3 protein-coding genes are annotated in these 4,179 nt (G+C 62.6%); 1 reads left to right on the plus strand and 2 read right to left on the minus strand.

Annotated features, from left to right (window positions below):
• Positions 1 to 975 (minus strand): nucleotidyltransferase domain-containing protein (locus EN939_RS23300; RefSeq protein WP_206528323.1); only part of this gene is annotated, 975 nt, incomplete at its 3' end.
• A gap of 79 nt (positions 976 to 1,054) precedes the next feature.
• Positions 1,055 to 1,873 (minus strand): glycosyltransferase family 25 protein, encoded by an 819-nt coding sequence (locus tag EN939_RS23305; RefSeq protein ID WP_127269992.1) that lies wholly within the window; start codon positions 1,871 to 1,873, stop codon positions 1,055 to 1,057.
• 185 nt (positions 1,874 to 2,058) lie between these two features.
• Between EN939_RS23305 and EN939_RS23310 the strand changes: the two genes are divergently transcribed.
• Positions 2,059 to 4,179: heavy metal translocating P-type ATPase (locus EN939_RS23310; RefSeq protein ID WP_127269990.1), on the plus strand; the 2,121-nt coding region annotated here is incomplete at its 3' end.

Raw genomic sequence — 4,179 nt, forward strand, 5'->3', positions numbered from 1 at the left:
CAGGCCGGGGTGTGTGGTGTAGCCGAGCCGTTCGGCGATCTCGCGCTGGATGTCGAAATGCAACCGCTCTTCGGCCTTGCCGGTGAGGAAATGCATGTGGCAGCGTACCGCCCACAGGAAATCCTCGGCCTTCTGGAACTCGCGGTATTCGCCCTCGGTGAAGACGCCCTTGTCGACCAGTTCCTCACCGGTGCGCACCCGATAGAAATATTTGCCGATCCAAAACAGCGTCTGCAGGTCGCGCAGGCCGCCCTTGCCGTCCTTGACGTTGGGCTCGACCAGATAGCGGCTTTCGCCGGCCTTGGCATGGCGGTCATCGCGTTCGGCAAGCTTGGCCTGGACATATTCGGGGCCGGTCGTGCGCACCACCTCATGGTCGAACCGCAGCATCAGTTCATCATAGAGCTTTTCCTCGCCCCACAGGAAACGTGCTTCGAGGATCGAGGTGCGAATGGTGACATCGGTGCGCGACAGGCGCAGGCATTCGTCGATGTTACGGGTGGCGTGGCCGACCTTCAGCCCCAGGTCCCACAGCATGTAGAGCATGTATTCGACTGTCTGTTCGCCCCACGGCGTCTGCTTGTAGGGCAGCAGGAACAGAAGGTCGATGTCGGATCCGGGCGCCAGCGTTCCACGGCCGTAGCCGCCGACAGCGACAACGGCCATGCGCTCCGCCGAAGACGGGTTCTTGACCCGGTAGACATGGGTGACGGCGAAATCGTAAAGCGCCCGGATGATCTCGTCCATGAGGTGCGACAGCCGCGCCGCGCAGGCGCTGCCGCCGCCATCGTCCATCAGCATGCGTTCGGCAATGGCGCGCCCTTCCGCCAGTCGTCCCTTGAGCAGTTGGAGCACGCCATTGCGCGCGACCTGCCCGGAGCCGTCGCCCGCCGTGGCCGCGGTCAGCGCGGTCATCTCGCGGCGCAAGGCTTCGCCGTCGATCAATTCGTCGAGCTTCAGGGAGATTCTTGCCATATACCCAGCCGGCCTTGCCGTTTCGGCGGCGTCTATAGCGCGTTTTCGCGGCGCTGGGTATGGGGCGTTGAAAGCCGGTTCAAGACCCGGCTGAGCTCTGGCTCGGATAAGTAAATGGAATGACCATTCTCCGCTTCAGTCGACAGAAATCGGCAATGCGCTTGCCTATTCGCCGAGCCTCGGCTTTTACCTTCGCTATGGCTGTCTTTCTGCGTCTCCCGGTCCCGGCGGCGCACTGGATATCGCGCTTTTCCCTGAGCAGGCTTGGCAATTGGAGCGCCCTGTCGCCAAGGAACTGATCTTGTGCGCAGAGCGCAGGAACAAGCTGATAGATCGTCTCGCCTCGCAAAACCGAAAACTCGGGGTTGAAGACAAGGTCGTCGACAGCGATGCCGATCTCCTCTGTGGCCTTGATCAGGTCGAGCGCGGTTTGCCTGGAGATGATGTAGCCGGCGGTTCCTATATGTCCGGCGTCGAGTTTGGATGTGGAAAAGCCGTGACCGATGGCAATGCGCTTGCGTCGGATCACGGTCTTGCAAAAATAGCTTTCGAGCTTGACGACTTCGGCATCGGCTGGAATCCAGTCGCTGTCGCGAAGCAATGCGCCGGCTTTCGCGGCAAAGACGATGTCGTCCTCGAAGATTGCCCCGTAGCGAGCGTCGCCTTGCGCGATGGCGGCCCAGCAGGCCCGGTGACTGAGCAGGCAGGCGATCTCGCCGTCAGTCAATGGCAGCCTGTTCCGATATCCGACATTTTGTGGCAGCTGGTCCAGGTCCGGCCGATCCCGTGCGTCGATGGCCTGAACGCGTTCGAATGGGACGCCGATGCGGACAAACTCCGCCGTCACACGGGCAAGGCGATCGGGAGACCGATCGAGATTGATGACCAGACGCTTCATTGCCAAAGAAAATCTCACCCCCGGGACGCTCGCTCTCTAGCAGGCGTGGTGTTGCCGCGTGATACTTTTTTTGGGGAGGATGGACGCGCCGTCGACCGGAAAAGAAAGTCGAAACAGCCCTTGACCTTCCAGTTACTGGAAGCCCTATCTCCGCGTCACACACCGACCCATCGAGGCATTTTCGAATGACGCATTCCGATCACGATCATCACGCGCATGGTAGCTGCTGCTCGACAAAAGGCGCCGTGCCCACCACGAAGAGCGTCGTCCGCGACCCGGTCTGCGGCATGACTGTCGATCCGGTCGCCGGCAAGTCGACGGTCGAGCATGATGGTCATACCTATCATTTCTGCAGCCAGGGCTGCCGCGCGAAATTCGTCGTCGAGCCGGAAAAATTCCTGACGGCCACCGATCCGGTTTGCGGTATGAGCGTCGACCGCGCGACAGCCAGGCACTTTGCCCGCCACGAAGGCCAGGGCTTTTACTTCTGCTCGGCCGCCTGCCAGGCGAAATTCGAGGCGGAGCCGCAAAAATATCTCGGCGACAGGCCGGCACCGCAGCCGATGCCCAAAGGCACGCAATACACCTGCCCGATGCATCCCGAAATCATCCGCGACAAGCCAGGATCCTGCCCGATCTGTGGCATGGCGCTGGAGCCGATGGGCGTACCAACGGGCGATGAAGGGCCAAATCCCGAGCTGGTCGATTTCACCAGGCGGTTCTGGGTGAGCGCTGCCTTGTCGATCCCCCTTCTGATCATCGCCATGGCACCCATGATCGGCCTGACGTTTGAAGGTCTGGTCGAGGACCGGGCAAAAGTCTGGATCGAACTGGTCCTGGCAAGTCCGGTGGTGCTTTGGGCCGCCTTCCCCTTCTTCCACCGCGGCTGGGACTCGCTCGTCAACCGCAGCCCCAACATGTGGACGCTGATCTCGCTCGGCGTTGGTGCTGCCTATCTCTACAGCGTCGTCGCCACGCTGTTTCCGGATATCTTTCCGCATCAGTTCCGCGGCCATGGCGGTGCGGTACCGGTCTATTTCGAGGCTGCTGCCGTCATCGTTGCGCTGGTCTTCCTTGGCCAGGTGCTGGAGCTCCGCGCCCGTGAAAAGACCGGCTCGGCAATCCGCGCATTGCTTGATCTCGCGCCGAAGACCGCGCGGCTGATCGCCGCCGACGGTTCCGAAAGCGATGTGCCGCTCGATGCGGTCAAAGCCGGCGATCGCCTGCGCATACGCCCCGGTGACGCCGTGCCGGTCGATGGCACGGTGCTGGAAGGGCGATCCTCGATCGACGAATCGATGATCACGGGCGAGCCGTTGCCGGTCGAGAAGGTCGAGGGCGATGCGCTGACCGGCGGCACCCTCAACAAGAATGGTGCGCTGATCATGCGCGCTGAGAAGGTCGGCGCCGAGACGACGCTGGCGCGCATCGTCGATCTCGTCGCCAAGGCGCAGCGCTCGCGCGCCCCGATTCAAGGGTTGGCCGATCGCGTTTCTTTCTACTTTGTCCCGGCCGTCGTCCTTGTCGCGATTGTCGCTTTCATCGCCTGGGCCGTGTTTGGACCCGAGCCCAGCCTGATCTTTGCCATCGTCTCCGCGGTGTCGGTGCTGATCATCGCTTGCCCCTGTGCGCTCGGCCTCGCCACGCCGATGTCGATCATGACCGCAACCGGGCGCGGAGCGCATGCCGGCGTGCTGATCAAGGAGGCCGCAGCACTCGAACGCTTCGCTTCCGTCGACAAGCTGATCGTCGACAAAACGGGTACGCTGACCGAAGGCCGGCCGAAACTGACCGATGTCGTCACGGCAAACGGCTTCTCCGAAGAGGAATTGCTGGCGCTTGCCGCCGGTCTGGAGAAGGGGTCGGAGCATCCGCTGGCTGAAGCCATCGTCGACGGCGCTGCTACACGCGGCGTGACCGTTGCCGAGGCCAGCGCCTTCGAGGCGGTCACCGGCAAGGGCGTGTCCGGTTCGGTCTCGGGAAAGACGGTCGCGCTCGGCAATGCTGCGATGATGGCGGACCTTGGCGTCGACATCGCATCCATCTCGGCCAAGGCCGAGGCGCTGCAGCTCGAAGGCAAGACGGCGATGTTCGTCGCTGTCGACAAGAAGCTGGCCGGCATCGTCGCCGTCGCCGACCCTATCAAGGCAACGACGGCCGAGGCGATCAAGGCTCTGCATGAAAGCGGCTTGCGCATCATCATGGCGACCGGCGACAATGAACGCACGGCCAACGCGATCGCCAGAAGCCTCGGCATCGACGAGGTCCGCGCCGGCCTGCTGCCGGAACAGAAGGCAGCCCTTGTC

Source organism: Mesorhizobium sp. M7A.F.Ca.CA.002.05.1.1 (genome assembly GCF_003998335.1).
In the GTDB taxonomy this organism is placed as follows: Bacteria; Pseudomonadota; Alphaproteobacteria; order Rhizobiales; family Rhizobiaceae; genus Mesorhizobium.